The 25,930-nt window shown below is 40.9% G+C and carries 23 protein-coding genes and 2 pseudogenes; 15 read left to right on the top strand and 10 right to left on the bottom strand.

All coding sequences use genetic code 11. From position 1 onward, the window contains the following. The first annotated feature begins 181 nt into the window (after positions 1 to 181). The 3 genes from DI392_RS13385 to DI392_RS13395 are packed head-to-tail and all read left to right on the top strand — an operon-like array spanning position 182 to position 4,365. Positions 182 to 1,411, top strand: a complete 1,230-nt coding sequence (locus DI392_RS13385; protein WP_041156869.1) for an ABC-three component system protein — start codon at positions 182 to 184, stop codon at positions 1,409 to 1,411. Continuing rightward, on the top strand, positions 1,392 to 2,057 hold the full coding sequence (locus DI392_RS13390; RefSeq protein WP_041156868.1) for an ABC-three component system middle component 1: 666 nt from the start codon (positions 1,392 to 1,394) through the stop codon (positions 2,055 to 2,057). The genes DI392_RS13385 and DI392_RS13390 overlap by 20 nt, the downstream gene beginning before the upstream one ends. Continuing rightward, positions 2,032 to 4,365: an AAA family ATPase gene (locus DI392_RS13395; RefSeq protein ID WP_041156867.1), complete on the top strand. Its 2,334-nt coding sequence runs from the start codon at positions 2,032 to 2,034 to the stop codon at positions 4,363 to 4,365. Before DI392_RS13390 ends, DI392_RS13395 begins: the two co-directional genes overlap by 26 nt. A gap of 312 nt (positions 4,366 to 4,677) precedes the next feature. On the opposite strand, the gene DI392_RS13400 is transcribed toward DI392_RS13395, so the two are convergent. Both DI392_RS13400 and DI392_RS13405 read right to left on the bottom strand, forming a co-directional pair. Then, the gene (locus DI392_RS13400; protein WP_041156866.1) at positions 4,678 to 4,983 is read right to left on the bottom strand and encodes a helix-turn-helix domain-containing protein; all 306 of its coding nucleotides are present in this window, start codon (positions 4,981 to 4,983) and stop codon (positions 4,678 to 4,680) included. Next, complete coding sequence (locus DI392_RS13405; RefSeq protein ID WP_041156865.1) at positions 4,973 to 5,323, bottom strand: type II toxin-antitoxin system RelE/ParE family toxin; 351 nt, start codon at positions 5,321 to 5,323, stop codon at positions 4,973 to 4,975. The genes DI392_RS13400 and DI392_RS13405 overlap by 11 nt, the downstream gene beginning before the upstream one ends. A gap of 262 nt (positions 5,324 to 5,585) precedes the next feature. On the opposite strand from DI392_RS13405, the gene DI392_RS13410 reads away from it, so the two are divergent. The 3 genes from DI392_RS13410 (at position 5,586) to DI392_RS13420 (ending at position 7,874) form a co-directional block, all read left to right on the top strand. Continuing rightward, the gene (locus DI392_RS13410) at positions 5,586 to 6,212 is read left to right on the top strand and encodes a recombinase family protein (RefSeq protein ID WP_041156864.1); all 627 of its coding nucleotides are present in this window, start codon (positions 5,586 to 5,588) and stop codon (positions 6,210 to 6,212) included. Positions 6,213 to 6,626: 414 nt separating this feature from the next. Further along, entirely contained in the window at positions 6,627 to 7,121 is a 495-nt protein-coding gene (locus DI392_RS13415) for a TIGR00645 family protein (protein WP_041156863.1), read from the top strand. Positions 7,122 to 7,370: 249 nt separating this feature from the next. Next, the gene (locus DI392_RS13420; RefSeq protein ID WP_041156862.1) at positions 7,371 to 7,874 is read left to right on the top strand and encodes a hypothetical protein; all 504 of its coding nucleotides are present in this window, start codon (positions 7,371 to 7,373) and stop codon (positions 7,872 to 7,874) included. Between the two features lie 453 nt (positions 7,875 to 8,327). Here DI392_RS13420 and DI392_RS13425 read toward each other — a convergent pair whose 3' ends face one another. After that, positions 8,328 to 10,826 carry a S8 family peptidase gene (locus tag DI392_RS13425; protein WP_041156847.1) on the bottom strand — a complete coding sequence of 833 codons (2,499 nt, stop codon included), beginning with the start codon at positions 10,824 to 10,826 and terminating at the stop codon, positions 8,328 to 8,330. Positions 10,827 to 10,850: 24 nt separating this feature from the next. After that, positions 10,851 to 11,834 (bottom strand): AAA family ATPase, encoded by a 984-nt coding sequence (locus DI392_RS13430; RefSeq protein WP_041156846.1) that lies wholly within the window; start codon positions 11,832 to 11,834, stop codon positions 10,851 to 10,853. A 976-nt stretch (positions 11,835 to 12,810) separates the two neighbouring features. On the opposite strand from DI392_RS13430, the gene DI392_RS13440 reads away from it, so the two are divergent. From DI392_RS13440 to DI392_RS13455, 4 genes are all read left to right on the top strand, one after another. Beyond that, positions 12,811 to 13,092: a hypothetical protein gene (locus DI392_RS13440; protein ID WP_014386788.1), complete on the top strand. Its 282-nt coding sequence runs from the start codon at positions 12,811 to 12,813 to the stop codon at positions 13,090 to 13,092. Positions 13,093 to 13,242: 150 nt separating this feature from the next. Then, positions 13,243 to 13,791 (top strand): protein-tyrosine phosphatase family protein, encoded by a 549-nt coding sequence (locus DI392_RS13445; protein WP_014386789.1) that lies wholly within the window; start codon positions 13,243 to 13,245, stop codon positions 13,789 to 13,791. Between the two features lie 57 nt (positions 13,792 to 13,848). Then, positions 13,849 to 14,817, top strand: coding sequence for a tyrosine-type recombinase/integrase (locus tag DI392_RS13450; RefSeq protein WP_014386790.1), 969 nt, complete (start codon positions 13,849 to 13,851; stop codon positions 14,815 to 14,817). 1 nt (position 14,818) lies between these two features. Continuing rightward, a complete protein-coding gene (locus DI392_RS13455) occupies positions 14,819 to 15,607 on the top strand; it encodes a hypothetical protein (protein ID WP_014386791.1) in 789 nt (262 codons plus the stop codon). Here DI392_RS13455 and DI392_RS13460 read toward each other — a convergent pair. Further along, the gene (locus tag DI392_RS13460; RefSeq protein WP_032073030.1) at positions 15,604 to 16,092 is read right to left on the bottom strand and encodes a hypothetical protein; all 489 of its coding nucleotides are present in this window, start codon (positions 16,090 to 16,092) and stop codon (positions 15,604 to 15,606) included. The genes DI392_RS13455 and DI392_RS13460 overlap by 4 nt on opposite strands. A 2-nt stretch (positions 16,093 to 16,094) precedes the next feature. Beyond that, positions 16,095 to 17,039, bottom strand: coding sequence for a DNA-binding protein (locus DI392_RS13465; RefSeq protein WP_014386794.1), 945 nt, complete (start codon positions 17,037 to 17,039; stop codon positions 16,095 to 16,097). A gap of 265 nt (positions 17,040 to 17,304) precedes the next feature. Here DI392_RS13465 and DI392_RS13470 point away from each other — a divergent pair, with 265 nt between their 5' ends. From DI392_RS13470 to DI392_RS20030, 3 genes and pseudogenes are all read left to right on the top strand, one after another. Beyond that, positions 17,305 to 17,721: a DUF2913 family protein gene (locus tag DI392_RS13470; protein WP_109320309.1), complete on the top strand. Its 417-nt coding sequence runs from the start codon at positions 17,305 to 17,307 to the stop codon at positions 17,719 to 17,721. A gap of 473 nt (positions 17,722 to 18,194) precedes the next feature. Next, positions 18,195 to 18,830 carry a recombinase family protein gene (locus DI392_RS13475; RefSeq protein ID WP_031847521.1) on the top strand — a complete coding sequence of 212 codons (636 nt, stop codon included), beginning with the start codon at positions 18,195 to 18,197 and terminating at the stop codon, positions 18,828 to 18,830. A gap of 223 nt (positions 18,831 to 19,053) precedes the next feature. Further along, positions 19,054 to 19,347 (top strand): annotated as a pseudogene (locus DI392_RS20030) (ATP-binding protein); the annotation flags it as partial. A gap of 68 nt (positions 19,348 to 19,415) precedes the next feature. Here DI392_RS20030 and DI392_RS13485 read toward each other — a convergent pair. From DI392_RS13485 to DI392_RS13495, 3 genes are all read right to left on the bottom strand, one after another. Next, positions 19,416 to 20,048 (bottom strand): DsbA family protein, encoded by a 633-nt coding sequence (locus tag DI392_RS13485; protein WP_102969726.1) that lies wholly within the window; start codon positions 20,046 to 20,048, stop codon positions 19,416 to 19,418. Further along, on the bottom strand, positions 20,035 to 20,556 hold the full coding sequence (locus tag DI392_RS20035; RefSeq protein WP_109320310.1) for a disulfide bond formation protein B: 522 nt from the start codon (positions 20,554 to 20,556) through the stop codon (positions 20,035 to 20,037). The genes DI392_RS13485 and DI392_RS20035 overlap by 14 nt, the downstream gene beginning before the upstream one ends. A gap of 93 nt (positions 20,557 to 20,649) precedes the next feature. Beyond that, positions 20,650 to 22,854, bottom strand: coding sequence for a heavy metal translocating P-type ATPase (locus tag DI392_RS13495; protein ID WP_245884061.1), 2,205 nt, complete (start codon positions 22,852 to 22,854; stop codon positions 20,650 to 20,652). A gap of 170 nt (positions 22,855 to 23,024) precedes the next feature. Here DI392_RS13495 and DI392_RS13500 point away from each other — a divergent pair, with 170 nt between their 5' ends. Further along, entirely contained in the window at positions 23,025 to 23,474 is a 450-nt protein-coding gene (locus tag DI392_RS13500; RefSeq protein ID WP_025590161.1) for a Cd(II)/Pb(II)-responsive transcriptional regulator, read from the top strand. A 447-nt stretch (positions 23,475 to 23,921) separates the two neighbouring features. Next, a pseudogene (locus DI392_RS13505) lies at positions 23,922 to 24,203 on the top strand (recombinase family protein); the annotation flags it as partial. A gap of 316 nt (positions 24,204 to 24,519) precedes the next feature. Here DI392_RS13505 and glgC read toward each other — a convergent pair. Continuing rightward, positions 24,520 to 25,776: a glucose-1-phosphate adenylyltransferase gene (gene glgC, locus DI392_RS13510; protein WP_109320311.1), complete on the bottom strand. Its 1,257-nt coding sequence runs from the start codon at positions 25,774 to 25,776 to the stop codon at positions 24,520 to 24,522. Positions 25,777 to 25,930 lie beyond the last annotated feature (154 nt).

Below are 25,930 nucleotides of genomic sequence, written 5' to 3' on the forward strand. Positions count from 1 at the left end.
GCATAAGCTGAGTTTGGGCAAAAAAAGTTCGAAAGTGTCTACTGATTATGTGTCTATTCTGACAATATTATTGATAAAGGTGGGAAAATGCAGAATATGTTCGCCAAATAAACGAAGCAAATACAGAAAACCCCATAAATGCAGTAATATGACTCCGTCACATTGGCAGCAAGGAGTTCATGTGAGTCAAGAAGATGAAAAATACCCAGCCAGCGCGATATCTTCGTGGAGCGGGTTCGTTTATCAAGGAAAAGTTGCACTATATCATTCGCTTAAGCTTATTCATGATGGTGATTTGGACTTCGAGCTTCAGCTTGATAGTAGTGACGACTTCGCTATTTATAAAGATGGAAAGCTACAAACCGCCCATCAAGTAAAAGCGAAGATTAGTAAATATCGTAGTGGCTACTCCAAGGCTCTGGAGCAATCCACGTTGATCGAACACGACAAAATAAAAGGGACGCCCCGTTACTTTCACGTATCCGTACAGCTAGATAATACCGATGATCACAAAGGGACTAGCGAAGAAATAGTGAAATTCTACCGCTATGGAGACAACTTTCATTGTGGACTGGGTGAAATTGAGGGACTGACCAAAGCACTGATAAAAAATATATGTGAGAAACAGTCCATCACGGTCAGTGATAATCTCATAAATTTTAACTATTGCTTACTCTCAGAAAAAATAAGTACCAAGGCAATACACAATCACAAACTAAATCAAGAGGACGGCTTTTCAGAAAACAAAGCTGCTTACGAAGGCCGTATCGAGGCAAAAGATATCCTAGAGGAATTGCTGACCGAAAACCCCTATCAGAATCGCGACTACTATACCGTTGAGTTGAAGGCCAGGCTTCAAACCTACCTAGAAGAACGGCTAGATCAGGCGCTACCAACAATGAGTGACGCCACTTATGAGAGAGCTAGGCGTTTGTGCGAGCACATACGCGAAACGCCCATCAACGAGTTAAAAACGCTATGCCAGATGATGAAGCCATCCGAGCGGTTTCAAGACGTTCAGACGAACGACATCAGGCGATACACCAAGCTCATCCAAGCTATTTCGGTGGAGCCCATATTCAACCATCTCCCGCACTACCTCGACAGCGAAAATCGGTTCTACGTGCCTACCGCTCTTGACGTGGATGAAAGCGAGGAGTGTGAGTCTGACATGATCAGAGAAATGAAAAACAACGGGGATCTGCTGAGACTACTTTTTGAGTACAATCATCTAATCGCCAGCAAAGCGGAAGCCTCATTCACCTTTAATACAAAATTCACAAACTCAGATGATTTCGATAACAAGCCAGCTACTGAAAAGCTGGAAAGCAACATCATCAAATCGCTATGCATTAGCGTAATGACAAAAGAGGACGCAGAGGGTCAACTGAATGATAAAACAACTCATTGATGAAGCACTTGTTGCCCATGGCTTTGTGAGTAAGCGAGAACTGGACACAACAAGCTTTTATGTTCGCGAGTCTGGGTCTGCTATTAGATTCGCAGTCGTACATACTTTAGACGGTCTTCCTGACCCAGCCGAGCTAAATAACCGAATCAATCACCTTGCTCCTGATGAATTTCTTAGAAACCCAAGTTTCAAGAAGAATTGCGATCTGATTTGCATTTATCGCCTTGACGTTCTGGCCGAGTTCAAGGATCACGAAGAAGAAATCTTCGCAATCGAGGAAGACCCGCATTTTTATAAAAAATACGTTCTCTACTACAGCATAGCGGAAGAAAGCGCTCTCACCAATTTCACTTACAGAAAACTGGAGACTTTGATTGCTGATAAAAAAGAGTTTCTTAGTTACAAAGAAAAACCTCTTGTAGCCACACAATACAGCTTCGCGGCGAAGACCTTTATCAAACTTCCTTTCTTAGAGTTACCTAGCCATCAAGGAAACCTCGTGTCCTTGAGGTTACAAGCAGCTGAGGCCGTTGCAGAAGCCGGTCTGAACGATATGTATTCGACTATCCAGACAGTCACAGGCAAAAATGCCGACGACATTATCAAGGAAATGATTAACAATGAACTGGCAAATATCCAAGATTGAAGTCTCTAGCTTCAAAGCATTCAAGCATATCTACTTAGATCTTGGCGAGTCGTCCTTACTAACTCTGGACGGTCCTAACGGTTATGGAAAAACAAGCATATTCGACGCCATCGAACTACTGCTCACCGGCCAGATCAATAGAATACAAAACCTATTCTCTACTTTACTAACCAAGAACAAAAGAGACTACGCGGACAACCTCTTCTGGAACAACCGCTCCGGCGAAAATGACCTCTGCATTAAAATTGAATTCATTAATGGTGATCGTAAACTTGTTTTAGCAAGACATTGCCCAACTGCGATATTCAAAAAACCAGCGAACAATCGTGCAGACAAGTATGAAAACTTTAAGCTTTACGAGCTACCGGAATTTGAATCATCTGACTTTACGAAGATCAATCTGCGCGACAACAACTTCCTTGACGAAATTTTCGGTAAAAACTTCAGGGAAAACTTCTCTTTCCTTAACTATCTGGAGCAGGGACAAAACCGGCTGTTACACACTCGAGTAGACGAACGTAAGGATAAACTAGGAAACCTCTTTAACATCAGCGATATCGAAGCTGAGATCGAAAGCTGCAGCACCATATACAGTAAACTTACAAAGTACATCAACGATCCTGAGCGTAAGGCAAAAGTCGAGACACTCACGGAAGAGATAGCCATCCTAAGAGACACATTGCAGGCTGAGGCTGGGATCGTTGAGTACAAAAAGCTCTCGACGACTGATGTCCAGCCAGGATGGGACAAGGAGGACCTCTTCTCGACGTATTCTGCGTTAGACCATACTACCTACCAGGAATCTGTTCGCAAGATTATCACCCTTCTGCCACTCAAAGCCACGATAAAAACCAGGGTTCACAACGAGGCAATTGATGCCGAGATTGATCATAACGAGGAATCCCTGAGAAGCTTGGCTCAGTTTGGTAAGGATCTTGGCAAGCTTGATTTGCTTGATGCTATCAAGAAGGGGATTGATGAGTTAGAACGTTCAGCAAACATCATCAAACGCGGTGCTACGGCAATTAGCTTTGAAGAAGCTCGAGCACTACCAAACTGGGCAGATGGGCGCCTTGAGTGGTTTGAATTACAAATTGAATCCCGAAACAGCCTACGCGAAAAAAGCAGCGCCAATGCGAACGTCATAGCCGAATTGGAACGCCTGAAAAGGCAGCTGATTGATGAACATAAGAAGTCCTATCCCAATGACCAGTTGTGCCCCCTCTGTGGCGCGGACTGGGAAGATCACAAATCAATGGTGGATGCCATTGAAGCAAGAACCAAGCGGATCTCTGAATCACTAAGCAAAGACGGTAAGGACTTAGTTAACCTTGTCACTGCTATGGACGCTGAGCTGAAGCTCATTGACACCCATATACAAGACAGTTTGAAACTTATCAAGCCTACATTTGTACCAAATCTTCATGCAGAGCTGACCAAAATTAAGCTTCGGCTCCCGGCAATAACCCAGCTAATGGAGAAGCTGCAAAGCGACAATATTCAATTTACTGACTCATTTACGGAAATTGATGACGTAGTAAATGAGCGGCTTGAAAAGCTCAAAGCGATTCTAAGGAATAAAAAACAGGTTGAAGCTGATGCTTTAGCGCTGCCGGAGGACTGGCGAGATACAACAAACAGCGCCTTCAAAGACCTGCAGGACTTCTACATAATCACGGCTGAAGACCTAAAAGACAAAGAACAGTACATATCGATTAAAGCCAATGAGGCTCAAAACTCCAGGCTCCAAACCTGTATTTCCGGTCTTAATCTTATCGAAAAAGAAACCCTGGCGGCCCAAAAAGCTCAAGGTAAAATCGAAAAGCTCCGAAACACTTTGAAGAAGACAGAACAGAGTTATACCGACCAGACAATTTCGGCTATTGAGCTCATATTCCACATCTACAGTGGCCGGTTAATCCAAAACTATCAGCGTGGCTTGGGCCTGTTTATCGAGAGCCGCGAAGGTACGCAGTTGAGGTTCCTGACTGCTGAGAAGTCTGAACACGACGCAGTCATGTCTATGAGTTCTGGTCAGGTGTCAGCCCTCAGCCTTGCCTTCTTCCTTTCCCTCAATAAGGTCTATGCTCAGGTGCCTCTCATCCTGATTGATGACCCGTCTCAATCTCTGGATGAAGTCAACATCGCTTCCTTGACCGATCTACTCCGTTGCGAACTCAAGCACTGCCAGCTAATTGTCTCATCCCACGAGGACGATATCTCTGCTTACATGCGCTATCGGTTCAACAGAGCGGGCTTAAAGACAAGTTCACTTAACATGCAGCTATTGGCGAAAGATGCTTTGTAAAAGCAGCCCATATCAATGTAATAGAGCTGGGCGTCCGAGATGTTCATATGGATGGGTTAACCATCCTGAAGAGGATGTCACAAACAACAATAGGATCTGATTTTGCGCGTTCTTTCATTAGGTTAAGTATTGCAAAATCAGGTCTCTATTAATGTACCTTCTGACCGTCATAACTTACTTTGGGGCATTTTTAAGTTAGAAATGGCAGCGTCCCGATGCTTCGCTGCCATTTTAATATGGTTTGTTACCGCACTTGCGTCCCTACAAGCAGGGCAAGCAACCTAATATACAACTCAGACAAGCATTCCAGCTTTACACCGGGAAGCTAAAATGTTTTCCGTCTGGCAGTTCTACATCAATGCGAAGCTTACCACCGGTCGCTTCGATGTATTTCTTTAGAGAGCTAAGACGTAAATCTTTGCCAGATTTCTCTAAATTGGCAACTGATGGCTGGCTAATGCCCATAGCTTTAGCGATTTCTACTTGAGATAGATGGGTGATCTCTCGAAGCTCAGCAAGTCGAATATCAAGAAGCATATCCGCTGCTTTTTCTTTAGCGGCAGCAAGTGCTTCTGGTGACATTTTTGCGTCAAGTACGCTTAATGGGTTACTTTTCATTTTTAAGTTCCTCTAAATGCTCATCAAGTTCTGCATCAGCAATCGGAATCATCTTTTTGTAGAATCTCTTATCGCCAGTTTTTTCACCGCCACATAAGATAATTCCTGTTCTTTCTGGGTCAAAAGCAAAGAAAGCTCGTATAGGTTTCCCATTGATTTGCACTCGCAACTCTTTCATGTTGCTGTGCTTTGAATCTTCCACAGTGTCAGCGTATGGTCTGCTCAGCTGAGGCCCTCTTTCAAGAAGAACCTGGATGCATGCGCGGACATTAATTTGATCGCTTTCATCTAGTGATAGAAACCACTCGTCAAAAAGTGGTCTAGTTACTACATTCCACATGTTTTATCTTTGCTTTCTTAGTATAGACTATATTCTATATAGATTTTTATCTATATACAATCACGTCAACTTTAATAATCACTCAACCCTACAGATAACAAGCGCAAATTTTATGATTAAGCAATGCCTCGGCAGTCTGAATTGGGTACACCTCAAGCAAACCATATCGCATCTTTGAAAAACTGGTTCGTTTATTATTGGTTTTATACCCTATGTGAACTAATATTGAATACCATACTTAAAACAGACCGAAGTAACAAAAATGTTCATACGAGGATACCTAAGAGCATCAACTGATGAACAGGATGCTAATCGTGCTAAAGCTGAATTAGAGCGGTTTGCTAATCAAAAAGGTGTACGTATTGCCAGTTTCTATATTGAAAACCAATCAGGTTCTAGACTAGAAAGAGCTGAGCTATCACGTTTAATAGGTGATTCTCACCAAAATGATATTTTGCTTATCGAAAAGGTTGATAGGTTATCAAGATTACCATATGAACAATGGAAGCTGCTCAAACATCAATTAGTTGATGCGGGACTTCATATTGTTGTTCTTGACCAGCCAATGACTCATGCTGCCCTCAGCGGTAACGCCGAAAGTTCTATGATTTCAAAAGTGCTCACTGAGTTTATGATTGATCTCGCTGCGGCAATGGCCAGGGATGATTATGAGACTCGACGTAAAAGACAAGCACAAGGAATACAGAAAGCAAAAGCCTTGGGTAAGTACCAAGGAAGAAAACCAGATCTCAAGCTGAGAGAAAATGTAGCACTTTTGCTTAGTGAGGGGAAAAGTTGGTCTCAGATTCAACACCTTTTGGGCTGTAGCCGATCAACTATTGCAAAGGTCAAAAAGCAGGGTAACTCTGACAAAGACTTCACTTTGTAAGAAGGAATTAATCGAAGCAAATTTTTCCTTTAGGAATATAAGGTTATGCTCTTAGCGTACAATATTTTCCGAATCGTCGTGTGACCCCGTAAAGCTCAATCAATCTTGGAAGAACTAGCTAAGCATGAGCCTCTGACCAGCATTGCAATTGAAAGCAACAAAAGTAAGTCAGCTATTTCACAAGTCATCAAGCGAATTGAAAACCAAATTGGCTCTAAGCGCCACTTTCTGCAATTGTTCTTTAAACAGTTTTAATAGATAGGAAAGGAGTTACTTATAGTACTAAGCCAGAAGTGAATCTTGAACCTCAGTATCAAGTAGGTTTTTCTGTTACAATAATGTTTCTTTCCTATCGGTAAGTCATTATCATCTGACCTCCCAATTCATTGAATAAGTTAAGGATAGTTGTGTTTTATGGAACGTTTGTTTGAGAAATTGTTGTATTCAGCCCGATGGATAATGGCACCTATTTACTTGGGTTTAAGCTTTGTACTTCTTGCTTTAGGTATCAAGTTTTTCCAAGAAGTGTGGCATATTTTACCGAACATATTTTCGATTAAAGAAACTGACTTGATACTTGTGACACTCTCTTTGATAGATATTTCACTAGTGGGTGGTTTGATTATCATGGTTATGTTTTCTGGTTATGAAAACTTTGTGTCTAAAATCGATGTTGGTAACAACGCTGATAAGTTAATGTGGCTGGGCAAGTTAGATACAGGCTCTCTCAAAAACAAGGTGTCTGCTTCTATAGTGGCTATTTCTTCCATTCACTTACTCAAAGTCTTTATGAACACAGAGAATATTCCTGATGAAAAGATTAAGTGGTACTTACTACTTCACGTTACTTTTGTTCTTTCCGCTTTTGCAATGGGATACTTAGACAAATTAACGAAAAAAGAAAATTAGTTTGATAGCAGATACCGTATGTCACTTCTGGACAGAAACAATTCAGACTTTGTGGCCGGAATCTACCCTTCAGATAACTTCTGGTATTGTAAAACACAGAATGGCATCGCTTGATAAGACAACCGAGAACGGTACTGGACAAGAATGTGCAGAGTGCTCTTTGGGTGCAGAAATAGCATTATGCAGAGCTTACTCATTTGATTTTCTATCATTATGATATATCGTGTATTTTTCTTGTCAGGAGGTGTTATGAATTTATCAAAATTAGCTCTGTTGTTTTCTGTAACATGCTCATTAAGTGTATTTGCTAATGAGACACAAACAATCGACACTGAACTCGGTACTTTTCAAGTAAAGGATCTGGGACAAAGTATGTCTTTAACCCATAATTACCAAATCAGCTTTGGTAATGAAACCATCGGTACTACTGAACAGTACATTGAACTAAAGACTTTTGATTTAGGAGTTGCCAGATACACAGGGGGATTACACTCAGTGTTAGTAAAGGGCTATCCTGCTGGTAACGCTTGTGCAGAGGTCTACTCTGTTATGAGGTTTAAAGAGAATTATCAGTTTGTATCTGAAAGGCTTGATGTTTGTGGCGGTACAAAAAGCATTAGAAAAAACGGGTCTATTGTTATCATTGAAGGTTTTGAGAGAGATGAAGTGACCAAAGTTAAATATGTTGTGAACAGTGATAAAGTCTCTAAGAACGGTGAACCATTCAGCTCTGGTTATAATTTCTTTGACTAATGATAAGAGTACTCTCCTTGTCGGTGCAAATGGAGCGGGTTTATCTCAGCATGAACAACTTCTTTGTACTTTCTAAGTCCGTTAACGCAATTAAACTGTCTGAGATTAAGGAAAGAAACGATTGATACCTTCTTTAACTTGGTTCTGTACTGTAGTCACTCGCATAAATATGTGAATGTAGAATTATGCGGAGAATGAATGTTAACAAGTTAAAGGAAATGGGTGTTTTCTGTCACGGCCTCTCAACTGGTAACCATGAGTAAAAGTACGGTGATTTCAGTGGCACGACCCGCCACTGAGTAATTACGTTAACGCGCTTTGGGGCAAAGGCGTGTTTGCTGTAGTCGCTTCACTTTTCCTCTGCCAAGTGAATTGACAGAAGAAAAGTGACAAACTTTATTGTAAATGGTCAGACTTTATTGGAATCGATCAAACTATATTGTCTTCCGACAACTAATTTTCAACAGTTACCACATTTTCAATAACAGCCCTATTCCTGATTTCAGTTTCCACCGGGGTATATAAATCTACATCGGTTGATGGTGTTTCAATCGACACAATCAATGAATAACGAGCTTGTTTATCATATCGTTCCAATTTTTTACGGGTTCTCCACCAACCCATTGCAGGATAAACAGCTAACAAACCTCGTTCAGCTAAATCAGCCGCAGTACCTTCCCAAACGTCTTTATGAATGGACCCTTTATTACGAAAATCACCTAATAGCCAGTTAGGATCTGGGGGAGGAGTTGACGAACCTTCTTCTTCAGCTCTAGCGGCTCGACTTAACCGTTTCAAAAATTCAGATTTCGACTCTGTCGGACGTTTTACATCAAAACGCAATTGATGACTTGGATAACGATATTTGCTTGATATGTTACGGCTAGAAGGATTAGGTTCAATAAAGTAAGACAGAGTAATAGTCATTTTTACTGGAACATCACCTAATTCGAAAAGCTGTGTTTTCGGCCAAGGGATATCATGGATATGCATATCTTTAGTCGATGGCTCTTTCCCTTTTATCCTTTCAAACGGTTGTAGCTCATCCTCAACAATCATTACCAACGAGTTACTTGCACTCCACAACGCTTTGCTGAGATTTGGAACACCATAACCAACACATCTGGCTAAATGTTGTGCTCGTTGCCGCGCGGTTTTCCCTGGATAGGAGAATTGACTAAGCATGCTTTCAGTCCAGTTCGCTGAATGAACAATTAAAGCTCTTACCGTTTCCGGCCATAGATTGGGATATGATGCACTTATCTCTGCGGCAAATTTTGCAGCTAACGCAGTTGCTGCACTAGTTGCATTAAATGTTGAAAACAGTCGTGTATGGAAGTCATGATGAGTAGTCAAAAGCTGCAGACTTGACATAGAAGCCGCTGAATAATCATCAACACCCATATTTCCACCTTCAAAAACGACCTCTGGTTTAATAGGCATTGAGTTCATCCAGGTCACAGAGGTAGTACTATATGGGCTCAACCCACCTTTGGGAGCAAGCAGAGTATAATTTTCCCCACCATCATCTGTTATCTGTGTTTTATTAGTGCATGCACCAACAGTCAAAACATTCCATGACTGACCAGGGTCATGAATATCTTGTAACTCATTGTATTGAGGATACTCTTTTAATTGGGTTAAATTTGCTTCAGTATTGCCAGCACAAACGACAAAAAAACGCGGATATAAATTCTCTCCGCTATAGTCAACTGCCAGTGCATCTAATTCTGAGGACCATGCTGATGGTTTACCTCGGTCTTTTGAATCTTTTGCTGATAAAGCAAGCGTATAAATTCGTTTTCTATCAAAATTTTCTATCTCAGATAACGAAATACCAGACGCTGTCACTTGCCCAAGGTGTTTATCTCTGTTATCACCAGGATAACGTAAAAGCTTAATGGATTCTAATTTGTGATTGATATTTATTCGGTCAGACGTTTCCAGAGCAGATGTCAAATCGCCCCAAATAGATAGCCCCGCCATTGAGGTTCCATGACCATTAGCATCAGCGTCATTCCAAGTAGGATCAACAACAAACATATCATTAGTATTAGAAACGGCAGATAAAAGAGGATGACCAACATTTATACCAGTATCTAATATAGAAATATATGGGACGCTGTCATCATCAAAATTGTATTCAACTCTTTCAATTAGTTCCTCAGCCCATTGGCGCTGATCTTCTATATCCAGAGAATCAAAAAATTCAGCTGTTGTTTTTGATTTACGTATTTCAGAAATTTTACTTAGAAGTGCAGCTGAACTTGCTAGCTGGTCTAAAGATGTCCTAACGAGTAATACCGTCCTTTCCGGAAATTCAAGTGTACTATCTGATACGGTTATTTCATGAATACCACAAAGCTTTTTAAAATCATTAATTACGGCGGGCCGATCATCACCCACAGGTAACCATATTTCAAACCAATCAACTTCCTGATTGGAAGTTGGAAATAGCTCTGGATTATCCGTCCAAAGGTTTTCTATAACAGTATTACGAATAGTGGAAACTGCGTTCAAAAGAACCGCGTGCTTAGGACCTGATTTATTGTCTTTACTTGAATTTAAGTATTCCGAAATTTTTTTCTCTAAAACCCCAAATTTCCCCAGAGGTACCAACACGTTTGCCACATAGATGTCTTCCTTTTGAACTACGCTCAGTAGCTCTATTCCACTGCGAACATCCGCTAATTTTTCAAATGCGATTTCAATACCAGGGAAACTTTCAAATGAGAGTTGAACTCCCACAGGAGTATCTAGTTCAATATTATCAATTTCTTCACTGATAGTTTCTTCGGCAACTTTCGCTAATGTTAACTGAGATGAAAGATTAGCACCATGAGAAGCTCGGTTTCTCTTTGGTATGGTAGGCGATATTATGACTTGTCTTGGATAGGTATATTTCTGTGCTTTCCCGTTCTTTCCTACAAATAAATGTTTTTTTCCTTCCATTATTCCTATCCATTAATACAAAATTTAAAACAGATCCTTTCTCATGTTTTTTCGATCTAAGATAGCATCTTTAACAGTGGTCAACGTGATTCGATCCGTTCCATTAATCAGCATATCTTTGATTGATTCATCCGCAGCTCGACTGATCTCTGCACTACTCAACTCTTTAGCTAACTCTGGCAATTTTTTCCATGGAAAGCTCTTTACTACATATGGCTTAAGTCTGTTTTTAAACAAAGTTATGATTTCGTCATCTTCTGGCAATTCGTACCGGATAACATCGTCAAACCGTCTAAATAACGCATTATCCAATATTTCAATATGATTAGTAGCACATACGATTAAACTATTAGACTCATCCTGTTCGATCATTTGAAGAAAGCTATTTAATATTCTGCGAGCTTCACCCACATCATTCTGAGAATTCCGCTGTGAACCTAGAGCGTCGAATTCATCAAAAAAATACACACCTCGAACATTGCTAATTGCATCGAAAACTTGTCTTAACTTAGCAGAAGATTCTCCCATAAACTTAGTTATCAATGCATCAAGTCTTACTTGAAACAAAGGATAATCCAATTCTCCAGCCAAGATTGATGCAGTAAACGTCTTACCTGTTCCTGGAGGACCAACCAATAGCACTTTTCGACGAGGAGACAATCCATGAGTTTTTAATTTCGTCATGAATTTTTGCTCTCTGACCAATCGCTCAAGCCGAACTTTCAAATCGTCTTTTGCAATCAAGTCAACAAGCCTGTTTTTAGGCTGAGACGCAAAAAGAAGTCCACTAGCATCCTGAACTCCTTTTGCAATTGAAATTGGGGCATTTTTATCTGCAGAAGACTTTTTCTTAGCTACTGTAACAAGATCTCGCAGCTCCTGCGCAAGTTTTCCATGACCACTACGAGCTTCATGTGCTGCGACTTGCAAAGCAATAGACATAAATCGGTCGTCATCCTTTTCTAGATGCGACTGCAACAATGCTTTTAATTGCTCTGAACTGGCCATAAGACGTCTTCTTTAAAATAAAATTGATATAACACTTAACTCTTATAGTTTGACACAGTACCTTAAAAACATCTATTCATTACGGTGTCTTTCAAGATAGCTGTCACTAACTGGTTAATTAGCGTTCAATTGATTTACCTAGATTCATATGAGTAGATGGGTTCAGGCCATATCTTTTGACAAGTATTACTTTTTGTATGTCTAAATGGACCGATTATCTGATGTCGTGTTTAACGGCGCAGCAAACTTTGGGGCAGAAATGAGTTTGGCAACATCGCCTCTGTTTGTCGCCTCTGTTAGATTCCAATCAGCACAGAAAGCACTACCTCTATAAGAACTATGCTTTAGTTCAGTTCACCCTTACAACCGTAGATATTAACCATTAAGACAGACGTTACACTTTCAAGGATGCATAACTTTATTGTTCCAAAACAACCAATAACTGGTGTAATATTAACCTTAAATTCTCTACTTACGAAAATGTACCTTTTCCAAAGTAGAGCTTGTAAAATTTAAAGGTCGAATAGTTTGCGACTCACTTTTCGCGCACGAGGGGCATAAAGTCACGTATAAGCACCTTTTTGAGTGGATAAAAGGAACGATAGCCGTCCTATTCTAAAACCATGATATACCGGGTGGTTTAGCAGTGGCGTTATCCATTTTGGCGAACTCTATTCTACATAGAGTTGTATGTTGGCAAACTTTATTTTACCTACACACTTTTATTTTCATATTTCGGCACAACAAGGTACGGAGGCGGAAAATCGTGGATTTAACTGAAATGGCACTAGTAGCAGCAGTACTTTCAACTCTTGGTTTTGCAGTTACCCTTATACGGCATGTCTTGTTTAAAAGGGAGTTCTATAAACTAAAAGAGGACATGAAAAAACATACTCTTGAGCACGGTGTTAACGAGGAGCTATGGATTTTATTTGTTACGCGGTCACGGAAGATGCTTAGGTTCTGGAGGTAACATATGCTAAATAAAACAAAGTTTGAAAAAGTTCTAAGTAGAGTGATCAACAAAAACAGCGCTCGTTGCTCAAAGTGCAAGCGAATGTTTACTCAGCCATGTCATACCTTTGGTGGTCTCGATGCAGAGGGCAAAGTTCATAATGTAGCTCTATGCTGTAGAGACTATATTGTAGACATGCGCCATTATGGTGTTTATACAACCCTTCCAGTTAATACAGCAGAAGGTGAACGCCAGGCCAAAGAACTATTAGATTCCCACCCCAAAGACGCAAGCAGGTATTGACTGTTCTAGTGAAACAGCGAGCAAAACCAAGATTGCACCAAACGAACAAAGAGTAAAAGTAATTAAAAAACAGCCAGATACAAAGCTGTTCTAACAAAACAAAGACAAAATTCCCTTTATTGTCCCAAAAGAACACTCGAAGAGAAGCCAATGTGTAACGGAAAAGTTATTTTTGTTAGCCAGAGAGAGGCTGAGACTATTCACCCAGAGCCCGGAGTAGCAATGATTTCTATCACCGATCCGGGAAAACCTTTAGCTGAACTAGGTTCCTGGGAGCTGATATACAGAGATTCTTTTTTTGATGGAGGCTATAGTGAAGACGCTATCCACATCCATAAAGATGAGTTTCGAATGCGCTATTGTTCTTATATTGATTCAGAACAGGCAGAGAAACTAAAAAATTTCATATCTCAACTAATCTCTTCTGGAGTGAATAAAATCTACGTTCACTGCTATTTTGGTCGTTCACGCAGTGGAGCTGTTGCTAAATACCTGGTGGATCAGTTCGGTTTTGAAAGCAATAAACCAATTGAGAGCCCAAATATGACTGTATATAAATTGCTATGTAATCCAGTACGGTTTGAACCCTTGATCCAGCAATATGAACAAGCTGCTAAAGCTCCTAAAGAAGAAAAGCAACCAACAATATCCCAGAAGTTCGTAGATTTATTGATGGTAGCTTTAGGGCTTAAAAAATAATCAGTGAATGTGGCCCCTACTCTCGATACAACGTGCATGAAAAGAAGAGAAACCAACATGGAATATCACGCTAACAACATAATAACTGCGGAACAACAAGGAGAGCTGATCACCGCAGAACAGATTAAGAGCAGTATAAAAACTAACGCGGCATCAGCCTATTTACTTAGTCTCCGCTCAAAGCTTAGCCGTCAAAAAATGGGTTACTTCCTGAATAATGTAGCCAAAATGACGGGCAACCAAAGCATGTTTCATTGTGACTGGGGGACAATGAGACGCCACCATGTCCAGGGTATTATTGACTTGCTTATTGATGCAGGAAGAGCTCCAGACACCATTAACACCTATCTTGCTGGGTTAAAAGGCGTCGCTCTTGAAGCATGGACAATGAAGCAGATTGATATGGAAAGTTATCACCATATCAAGCAAATAAAGAATGTGCGTGGCGAAAGAATTCCCAAAGGGAGAGCGCTAGAACGTCATGAAGTTGCCCAGCTTTTCAAAGTGTGTGATGAAGACTCACGATGTAAAGGAGTTAGAGATAGTGCAATTTTTGGGGTGCTTTTAGGCTGCGGTTTAAGGAGAGGTGAAATAGTGGCCCTAGATCTAGGCCATATAAATTGGCGAGAACAAGCAATTACAGTTATGGGTAAAGGTAATAAAGAACGATTGGCCTTTATGCCCGACGGAACGCTTAGAAGATTAAAATTGTGGGTTAATGATGTTCGAGGTGAACAGCCTGGGCCTCTTTTTCCAAGAATTCGACGACATGATGATGTACAAGACAGTCGAATGACAGATCAGGCAATCTACGAAATCTTGAGAACTCGACGAATGGAAGCTGGGTTAGAGCATTGCTCTCCTCATGATTTGCGTCGGACTTACGCGAACGACTTATTGGAAACTGGCGTTGATATCATGACCTTAAAGGATATGATGGGACATGCTAGCGTTACTACCACTCAAAGGTATATTCGCATCAAAGATGAGCAAATGCGAAATGCAAGTAAGAGGTTGGTAATTTAACATGCTCGTATCATTTCTGACATGGTTTTTAGTTGGTTTGCAGCCCATTGTGCTGGTGGTCATTATTCAAAACCTTATTGGAAAGTTGTTAACCCCTATTGCGCTTCGCAATAAAGCCAGCCGGGGGGTGTACTTAGCTACAGCAGCTATTGGAGTGCCTATTCATGAACTCAGTCATGCTATTGCGGCGTTCCTTTTTCGGCACCGAATAACCAAAATAAAGTTTTTTGAATACACAGCTGGGCATGGCCGCTTGGGATACGTCGAGCATCAATGGAACGTGTTGTCACCGTTGCAAAATGTCGGGCTTTTCTTTATTGGTATTGCTCCTTTGATAGGAGCTGGTGCAGTCATATACTTAACTACAAAGCTAATGCTTCCAGGCTTATTGGATACGCTGGCTTGGCGCATAGTAGAAATTCCTATGGGAATAACGGGCGATCCAGTCAAAGATGCTTTCTATGCTGTGCAGTACGGCATTTCTGGTGCTGGTATTGCGATTCTTTCCGTGAGCTCGGAGCCTCAGTTCTGGCTCTGGATGCTGATCAGCAGCGTTGTGGCGTTTCACTCGACACCAAGCAAAGCTGATATGCAGAGCGCATGGAAGGGAGCGATAGCCGTAGGAGTGTTATTAACGGGGATTGTCTTCATTTTCGAGGCTTATTATCCACTAACCGAAATGGTGGTTGGTTATTGGCTTTACAGTGTATCTATTATGTCTGCCACAATTGTATTTTCTATGCCTTGGTGGGTAATATTGCTGATGATCGCTATGGTTTCAAAACGCTAGCTCTCTGTTTTTTTAGCTGTTCTCTCAAGCAAAGCGCTTTGGCGGAGTATTGCCAACACATCAGCAACCGTCATTTTCCATCCCATAGCAAGACGTCGAATGATAAACGAACCTAATTCAGTACGTTCTTGCGGATTAAACAAACACTGTTTAACCTGCCCTGCTTCTGATAAGGATAGTGAAATCCCTTCGGGTCCATTATGTTGTAATTTGAAACCTTTGTTACGCTTAGAACCGTGATAAGCCCCCTCAGATAAACGAGCAAGGCCGAACAGTACCTGAGTAAAGCTGGTAAGCTCATACCTTGTCAACTGGACGGAAATTTTTTCCTGCCAGTTTGCATCAGTGCCAAGAAGTGGCGCAATCTCGATTGTGACCGAAGGATATTCATCCTTTTGGGTCTCTGTATACTGGAACTGAACTACAACACGCTGGTGTTTGTTATAGATTTTAAAAGCTTCACCAAACAATTTAGTTTCGCTCATAACTAATCTTTCACCTCAAGTTGCGACAATTTTTTCTTTGTACTGATATGAGCTTTGCGTTCGGAATTCAAATCAGATTCAAGTTTGCTTTTTGCTTTTGAAGTGGCCGCGTGAGCTGCTTTTTCGGTATCGAGAGCTTCGCTAATTGTCTCCAGTCGCCCCAACCCTTTCTCTGATTGCATAAGCCGCTCTTGAAGATGGTTAACTCTATCCTGAGTTGTTTGATGCGATTCTTTCTCTGCTTTTAAAGATTCACGGAGTGCTTCATTTTGAGCACTTATAGTCGCGTTTTGTGTTTCTGCTTGGGTGAGTTTTTCGCGGATATCTTTTAACTCAGAGCGTAGTTGTTCACGGTTAGATTGAGCCTCTTCTACCAGCTTACTGCTGTCCTCAAGACGCATCTCCGCTTTGGCTAAGTCTGTGGTTAATCGGTCAATCTGAGTTCGATGTTCAACAATCACCCTACTCTTTTCTTCTAGTTGATCACGCAGTGTCTGTTCAGTAGTAGTCCAAGATGATTTGGCCGCTGCATGTTGTTCGCTATGTTCCTGTGCCAACTGTTCTTTCTTTTGAACTTCAAATTGAAGGCGCTCTATTTTGCTTTCAGCATCAGCTAAGGCAGAAAGAGCCTCTGCTTCGGAACTTTTAGCAGCACGTAGCGTTTCTTCAAAGCGAGATTCAATAGCAGTTTGAAACCTGCCCATCTCTTTCATAAATGAGTCAGCAAATGCATCACTGAATCCCATTGATTCCATTAAATGAGCCTGGGATGCTTCGAGCTCTTCACGCCACTGCCTAACAAAGCCTAGAGCCGTTCCTTTGGAACCTCTGCCAAGTTCTGCGATCACTCGATTGCCGCTTATCTTTTCTCCGGAAGCATGTAGACGGTCACAGACACCTTTTACGTCTGAATAAGTCAATGCAGGACTTTGTTGCCGCTTTTCCATAATCATTTCTCTTCAAAAAAATCAAGTATACCGTCAATAGTATGCCAAATACGGTACAGTTACAAACAAGTGTACCTTTAATACGTTAGAATTGAATGGCGGTACAGTTTGATTGTTTTGCATCTAGATAAATAATCATAACAGACTGATATTTAAGGATGTTATTATGGTTTAAATCGAGAATGAACAGGTTGTAAGGTGTACCGATTACTGTACTTTCGGTACACCAGTTCTAAACCAACTCTTTAAGTGCGAGGTGTGATAAATGAGAAGAAAAAGTGGTGATTATCCACAATTGGTAAATGACTTAGTAATCAATACATTGTTACACCTTTATATGGAATGTAGCGATACACGTCGGTTTGTGCCTCTCCACCAGCGAAATGCGATTGTTATGCGTTATCTGAAATCCTTACTCAAAAAAGCAGCATACAAGGAGACAAGAAAAGATATTAAAGCTCTTATTTACGCTGGGCAGAAAGGTGACAAGTTGGAAGAGCAATTGTGGAGGCTCAAATCTCTTGTTAATAATTATGGCAATGATGTTGAAAAGTTTTACGGATTCCTCAACTTAATTGAGAGTTCGTTAGCTATTTACAGTGAGTTATTTAAAGAAAATACTGCTGTCGTTTCGAATAGAGTTTATTTGTTAGCTGATGTCGGTGGACAACAAAGTTTGTAACTCTGACGATAAAGTTCGCCACTTTTACATTAAAGATTGAAACTTTATAAGGAGCAGTGCTTACAGGATAAGCACTGCTCCTTATAAAGGATATTTAATCTCAGAATCGTTTTTGGGGTCACACGACGATTCGGAAAATATTGTACGCTAAGAGCATAACCTTATATTCCTAAAGGAAAAATTTGCTTCGATTAATTCCTTGTTACAAAGTGAAGTCTTTGTCAGAGTTACCCTGCTTTTTGACCTTTGCAATAGTTGATCGGCTACAGCCCAAAAGGTGTTGAATCTGAGACGGGGTGTGAAGCCCAACGGTACGGTTTCGTACGTTAAGCATTAAATCAAACAGTTAGAACGGTATGACGCTTAGGTATACTTATAAGTCACACGTAAAAATTGACACGAAAAGTAGATTTGTCATAACCTATTTGTCACACTTGTTTAGATCATAATCTAAATGTCACTTTGAGGGGCTTATGTACATCTTTGGATACTTAAGAGCATCAACCTCTGATCAGAATGCAAAACGTGCTCAAGGTGCTTTACAGGAGTTTGCACAGCAAAAGGGCTTTCGAATAGCAGGTTGGTATATTGAGAATGAATCGGGAGCCTCATTACAAAGACCTGAATTACTCCGATTACTTGATGATGCTGCAATTGGTGATGCGATCATAATAGAGCAAATTGATCGTCTTTCTCGACTTGATGAAGAAAGTTGGTTCAAATTAAAAGAAATGCTGAACCAAAAGGAACTTAAGGTAATCAGTATCGATTTACCAACTAGCCATATCGCTTTTGCGCCACACATTCCCGACGAGTTCACTCGTTCGATGATCAGGGCTATTAATGGGATGATGATGGATATGCTCGCTGCAATTGCACGAAAAGATTACCAAGATCGACGGCGGCGGCAAGCTGAAGGGATCATGAAGGCTCGAGAAGAGGGAAAATATCGAGGAAGACAAGCAGATCTCCAGCTTCATGAAAAAATCTATCAGTTAAGAGTTATCAATGGGTTAAGTATCAGTGATACCGCTAAATTGACGAATGTGTCCACTAGAACGGTAATTCGGGTGGCTAAGAAGTTAGCAAGTGAGCGTTCATTGGGATAAGAAGCTTAACGTTTCTGTTCCTTATGGGCTTTAGTCCCCTAAACAAGAAATGCCCCATTTGGTGTTAACTCAATTACTCAGTGGCAGATCGTGCCACTGGTATAGCAGTACTTTTCCTCATGGCTGACGGTTGAGGGGCGGTGCTCAGAAACTCCCAGAACTGAGCAAAATGCCGAATTTATACAGGTAAACTTAAAATGAATACTCATATAACTGTACTGACTATAAAGAGAGAAGTGGCGGTGAATCTTGTGGGATATCATTGGGTGTATCCAAACATTCCGACTTAATTGAGTTTACGATCTCAGATACGGGTGTGAGTATCGAGATCGAGAAGTTAAAAGAGGTCATAAACCCCTTTACTCGTCTAGACTCAGCAAGAAGTGCAGATTACTCTAATGTCGGATTAGGCCTCTCTATCACGAAAGCATTGGCGAACAATTACGGTGGAAATCTACTGTTAAGTCGCAATAAACCTCATGGTTTGAAGTGTACATTTACGATTGCCATACATTGACACCATTCCTCTACACCTAAGGTACCTTGACGGTGTTTATCTTCAAGGTACTTAATGAGGTATTGCGCCTATTTGAGCTCGCTTTGCACTAAGTCATAGAGCTGCTGTGAACCAAAGCTCTCTAAAGGTTTCCCGTTTACAAAAAATGTTGGCGTTTTTTGAATCCCTAACGATTTTACATCCGCTGTATCTTGTTCAAGTACTTGAATTATGTCTGGATCTTCCATGTCTTCGCGAGCTTTAGAAATATCCAATCCTGCACTTTCAGCAATGTTCCAGACATTTGCTAAATTTGGTTTACTGTGTGAAGCCCAAGAGTTTTGTCCTGCTAATATAGATACAAGCACCTCACTATAAAGCCCTTGGCGCCTTGCCGCCTCTAACATTAATACGACTTCATCTGAGCCTTCATGAAACGCAGCGTAACGCAATACGAGGCGAATATCGTCTGGGTTTTCGTTCATGATTTTCTTAACAAAAGGGTAAAATGCTCTGCAAGCCTCACAAGCAGGGTCAAAAAACTCTACGATGGTTACTTTGGCTGTTTCGGGACCAAAGCTTACTGAGTATTGCCGTTCGAGCTCATTGTTTTTAACTGAAATATCAACATTATTTTGCTGTTGATACCAACTAAACATAAAAGCAGTGAGCAGTGCTCCCATTAGCAAAGTAATTGAAAGTACGATTTTATTTTGGTTCATTATGCATTTTTTCCTTAACCTTATAGAGGTTTGCACCAAGTGTTATCGTTATCATTGCGAGCAACAAGGATAAGCCAAAAATCGATAGGTCAGTAAAAGTTATGTTTCCATACAGTGGAGATGGTGTCCCGCATGGGCCTTTAGCTTCGAACATGGTTGGGAACCATGAATCTAAAGGCATGAAACTCGGAAATGGAGAGCCATAGCTACAACTTGAAAGTTTTTGACCTGTTTCAATCAAGTGGTTATCCCACGAAAACTGCAATGCAAAGTAGGTGCCGATGAGCGATAACAACAACGTCGAAATCTTAGTTATGTCATTCTGATTTGCAAAGATGTGTAATATACCCGCTATACCAAGAAACAATATAAATAGTCGAATCTGAACACAGTTCGCACAAGGTTCGAAGCCTAGGTAGTATTGTGTGAAGAGGCCAAATAGCTCCATCCCAACACTCGATAAAAGTAAGAATATCCCAACAAATGTCGAGTTAGTTAATGTCTTCAAAGTAACTCCATATTAATAAAAATGTATATCATTCTTTATTGTTATTAAAGGCGAATCCATGATGATATTTATCAAAATGAGTAGTTTAAGCCATCACTTCTTCAGCAGCCTCAACCCATTGGCGACAACAAGTAAACTTGCGCCAACATCAGCAAAAACTGCCATCCACATAGTACCCACGCCAACAAAAGTTAGGGCTAAAAATAGGGCTTTTATAGCAAGAGCAAAGCTAATATTCTGTATCAGTATTTGGTAGGTACGTTTAGACAAGCTGACAAATGTCGGGATTTTTCGTAGATCATCATCCATCAATGCGACATCAGATGTTTCAATGGCGGTATCAGTTCCCATAGCTCCCATTGAGAATCCAATATTTGCAGCCGCCAGTGCAGGCGCATCATTAATGCCATCTCCCACCATACCTATAACACCGTTACTGGAATAAGCTTCAACAGTACGATACTTATCTTCTGGAAGCTGATTGCCATGAGCTTCGTCAATACCGACTTGAGACGCAACTGCTGATGCGGTATGTGAGTTGTCTCCAGACAACATAATCGTTTTTATGCCCAACTCATGGAGTTGTTGAACCGCGGCACGACTACTTTCCTTTACAGTATCTGCCACTGAAAATAGTCCCAGAACTTGGATACCGTTATGAAGCAATGACACGGTCTTACCTTGTTTTTCTAACTTGTGAATATGGCTTCTAATGTCCGTGGGGATAGTAAAATGTCTCTCTACAAGATTCTGATTACCCAAGTAATATTTATGTTTGGCGATTGTTCCAGATACGCCTTCGCCAGCAATAGCTTTAAAATCGTCTACATCAAGCCTTTTTTGAGTAGATAGCGCGGTGGCAATGGCGGTAGAGACTGGGTGGTCAGATAGATTTGTAAGATTAAACCCTATTGAGTAAACGGAATCTTCTGTCCATTCGTTGAAAGTCATTACGTCAATCAACATTGGTTTTCCGTGGGTAATCGTCCCAGTTTTATCTAAAGCTAGTGCTTCTAATTTTCTCCCCAGTTCAAGATACACACCTCCTTTAATCAGGATGCCTTTACGTGCTGCCGCTGTCAGGCCGCTAACAATAGTGACAGGCGTAGAGATAACAAGTGCACAAGGACAAGCAATCACCAACATAACAAGCGCTTTGTAAATCCAATCTAACCACTCACCATACCCCAAAACGGGTGGTAACACAGCAACTGCGAATGCAATCGCAATGACAGCGGGTGTGTAGATTTGAGAAAAACGATCAACAAAACGTTGAGTTGGAGCCTGAGCACCTTGAGCTTCTTCTACTGCATGAATAATGCGTGCCAAAGTTGTATTGTTAGCTGCTGCGGTCACTCTATACTCAATAGCTCCAGCCTGATTAATCGTTCCTGCAAAAACTGAGTCACCTTCAATCTTATCGACAGGCATACTTTCACCAGTAATAGGGGCTTGGTTGATGGTGGTTTGCCCTTTAATGATATTGCCATCGAGACCAATACGTTCCCCCGGTTTTACTCTGACAATGTCACCAAGTTGCACGGTTTGAGCATCAGCTTCTTTCCAAGAGTTATCTGATTGCTGAACTATCACCGTATCAGGTGTTAAACTCATTAATGAGCTGATAGCGTTTCTAGCTCGGTCGAGTGATTTTGCTTCAACTAGTTCAGCAATAGTAAACAATACCATTACCATGGCCGCTTCTGGCCATTGACCAATAATAAATGCACCAGTAACCGCGATACTCATCAATGCATTCATGTTGAGATTAGCATTGCGTATAGATATCCATCCTTTTTTATAAGTTGTTAACCCACAAGACAGTACAGCAATTAATGCTAATGTGGCTTGAACCCACTCCGGTATCCCAGTCCAATGTGCCACTTCCGACCCTATCGCTGAGATACCAGCCAAAACCAATGGCCACAATGGTTTCTCCTTTTCATGAGGAACTTTGTGAATCTGACTGTCATCAGATACATCTGGTTCAAACCCAAGCGAACGGATAGCAACTAGTATCATATCCAAGGAGTCTGGTGTGTGAGTGATAGTTAGCACCCTTTGCATTAAATTGAACTCAAGTTTCTTTACCTGATTCATCCCACCAAGTTTTTTCTGAATTAACTGCTCTTCAACGGGGCAGTCCATCTGCATAATACGAACTTCAGTACGGACATCATTTCCGATCTTTTCAGAGCCAGATAAGCTCTTAAGTTTGCTAGGAGCAGACGTACAACATGAATCACAGCCATTTTTATCATGCTGGAGAACCGTTTCAGCATGTTGGTGAGCACCCATGTTATCTTTTGTTATATGAGAATGCTTATGTGTTGAACTACAGCATGTATTAGCATCCTCACTAAGATGTTTGTCCGTACAATCACTCATTTTCATCATCTCTATCATTGACTATAATCAACATTAAAAAACCTGATCCTACTACAGAGTCAAGACTTAAAGAGGCATAGATGAAAATTGGTGAACTCGCGAAAAAAGCGGACTGTCCGGTGGAAACCGTTCGATACTATGAAAAACAAGGGCTATTACCTAAAGCTCAAAGAGAATTGGAGAACAATTACCGCCGTTATAATGTCACTCACCTAGAAAGGCTTTTGTTTATCCGCCGTTGCAGGGCTTTGGATATGGCCCATGATGAAATACGAACGCTGTTGCAAGCGATGAGCTCAGATAGTACATCTTGCTCTCCCATTGATAATGTTATTAGTCAGCATCTGGAGCATGTGCAAGATCGAGTTAAAGAGTTGAAACTATTAGAGAGCGAGTTGAAAAAATTGAGAAATGAATGCGATTCTAGGCGTTCGCTGGAAGAATGTGGCATTGTAGAAAAACTAAATGCTAACGAAAAGGTTGTCTCTACGAACCGCAATAAAAGCAAGCATTTAGGTGGGGTTCATTAAAAGTACAGGCTTCACATGTCCGTGTCGTTGTGATGGTGTTTAGCGTGAATTAGAATATTTCTTTCAAGATACTCATTTATCAACATTCCCAGCCAAGTTTTGCATATTCTTAGGAGCACATTGCATAAATTCACAACTGATAACTCTATCAATAATGAATGATTTTGTCCAATTCCGCGCAGATAGACCATCGCTAACAACGGTGGTCTTTGACGTTTTAGGGTACGAAAAGTTATCCGTAATAGCCTAAATTAGCAAAGCAGCTAGCACGTTTCTGTCCAAAACCTTCTCAAAAATGGTTCAGAAATCTTGTGAACACCAAGCGATTTTGTCATATGTTCGTATTTTATAGGGCTAAGAAAGAAAATATGCCGTAGCCCTCAGCCCTTATAAATAAAAGGCTGAGGGCTCACATTGGACTTTTCGCTGAAATGGGCGCAAAACCCCATGATCAAATCTATAAATAGCATGATGATGGATATGCTAGCTGCTATCGCGAGAAAAGATTACCAAGATCGCCGCCGCCGTCAGGCTGAAGGAATAAAGAAAGCCAAAGAGGAAGGGAAATACAGAGGGCGGCAAGCCGATTCAGAACTACACGAAAAAATCTATCAGCTACGAGTAGTCAACAAGCTGAGTATCAGTGATACCGCCAAACTTACCAATGTTTCAGGTCGTACAGTAATACGGGTTGCTAAAAAGTTGGCAAGTGAGCGTTCAGCGGGGTAAGAAGCTTAGCGTACGTTTTCGTTCCATTGGGCTTCAGACCCCTATGAGTAATAAATCTAAATGGGAAAGGTGCAGCTTTGAGTTGCGCTGCTCTACTAGTACATAAGGTTCACTTTTTAACATACCAATTTCTCGATTTCTGCTGATGAAAAAATTGTTAGCCGCAGGGCATATATTCAGGTGAAACGTGATCTTATCTCCGAGTGGTGAAGATAAGACCATAATTTGGGTGTCAGACTAGTTGTACTCGCTTGCCATATTTATCGCCATTGCGATGCCTTTGACTCGTATTTCGAGAAAAAGTTGTTCAGTACGTTTATTTAGCAAGATTTTCCAGCATAGTTTTAGTCACTAGGGTAATTCCTTTTTCTGTAACACGAAAACCATTGGCTTCATCCTGTTCCTTATCATAGCCAATGCTCAAGCCGGCCGGGACACAACAATAACTGTCAAGGATAACTCGCTTCAGTTTAGCGTGTTCACCAACGTGACTGCCATGCAACAATACTGACTCTTCAATAAGACTGTATGAGTGGGCATGGACACTTGAATACAACAATGATTTTCTAATAGTTGAACCAGAAATAATGCACCCTCCAGAAACCGTTGAATCTACGGCCATACCACGGCGTTCATCGTTATCAAAAATGAATTTAGCAGGTGGAAGCTGTTCTTGATATGTCCAAATCGGCCAGTCTTTATCATAAAGGTCAAGTTGTGGTTTAGGAGTAACAAGTTCCATATTGGCTTCCCAAAATGAGTCAAGTGTACCCACGTCACGCCAGTAGGGCTGACTTTCACTGTCTGGATCTTTGAAAGAGTACGCAAAAACATTACTCTTATTAATGATTGAAGGAATGATATCGTGGCCAAAATCGCGGGTGGATCCCTGGACATCCACATCTTTTAATAACTGGTCAAAAAGAAAATCAGCATTGAATAAATAATTGCCCATTGAAGCCAAACACTTATTCGGTTTATTCGGAATTTCATTAGGTTGAGCTGGTTTCTCATCAAAAGCGACTATTTTGTTTTTGGAATCTACGGTTAGAACACCAAAGCTACCTGCAGCTTCTTCAATATCAACTTCTAGGCAACAGACTGTCATATCTGCGTTATTTGCCACATGCTCCGCTAGTAGAGTGCCGTAGTCCATACGATATACATGGTCACCAGACAGAATTAGAATGTACTTGGGCCTATGTGAACGAATTATATCAATATTTTGATATACCGCATCCGCTGTACCAGCATACCAGTCATCGCCCGTTCGTTGTGAAGCAGGTAAAATTTCAACAAATTGTTGAGCTCTAAGGCTTACCCAACCGCGGCTAATGTGACGGATCAACGAGTGCGACTTGTATTGTGTAGCGATACCTACGCGGTCAATACCTGAATTGAAACAGTTTGATAGTGGAAAATCGATAATACGAAACTTACCACCAAAATATACAGCAGGTTTTGCTCGAAAATCGGTGAGTTCAAATAAACGACTACCTCGACCACCAGCCAATATCAAAGCGTAAGTGTCTTTGGTCAAATTGCTGATATGTCTATCATAATTCTGGGGCATAGAGACCTCCATGGGGGCGAATTATATACTTGTAGTTATAATCAGAGCAGTGTATTGATTATATTCAAGTTATTATATAGGGTAATTGTTGAATAAACTGTGACTGAAGTTAGGCATTATTACTTGAATAGCCACCAGTATCGTCGCCACTTTT

Origin of the sequence: Vibrio albus, from assembly GCF_003144035.1 — a bacterium.
GTDB lineage: Bacteria > Pseudomonadota > Gammaproteobacteria > Enterobacterales > Vibrionaceae > Vibrio > Vibrio albus.